General features: G+C 25.5%; 1 protein-coding gene. It reads left to right on the top strand.

What is annotated here, in order from left to right:
* Positions 1-329: hypothetical protein (locus tag SB659_RS19145; RefSeq protein ID WP_410551533.1), on the top strand; the 329-nt coding region annotated here is incomplete at its 5' end.
* Positions 330-377: the final 48 nt, after the last annotated feature.

The raw sequence follows: 377 nt of genomic DNA, 5'->3' as shown, positions 1-377 counted from the left end.
CAATGTATTCTTACTCTGTTTCAAATAAAGATAGTGATACTTGTATATTCTCAGCGAGCTTAAAAACAAATACTTTGTTTAATAAAAAAATCTCATTTATAAAAACCTCAGCAGAAGAGTACAAAAATACAATAGTTGCGCATGAAAATATAATCTTATTGGAAAAAGATGTTGAGTTAAAAGATATATTAAATGGTGCTCCTTTAGCAGAGAAAACAATTATTAAAGATTTACTGGATTATGTTCTTTATCATATAGAAATAACAGATTCCGAGACAATCAGAATAGGATCTAGTTATAGAGAAAATATTATAAACATTATTAAATAATGGCATTAAATAAAAAATAGATGAGCCTGCGGATTCTTTTTTTAAAAA

Origin of the sequence: Arthrobacter sp. SIMBA_036 (assembly GCF_046535135.1) — a bacterium.
Taxonomy (GTDB): domain Bacteria; phylum Actinomycetota; class Actinomycetes; order Actinomycetales; family Micrococcaceae; genus Arthrobacter.
The sequence above is the reverse complement of the archived record's forward strand: the minus strand, read 5'-3'. Positions and strand labels throughout refer to the sequence as shown.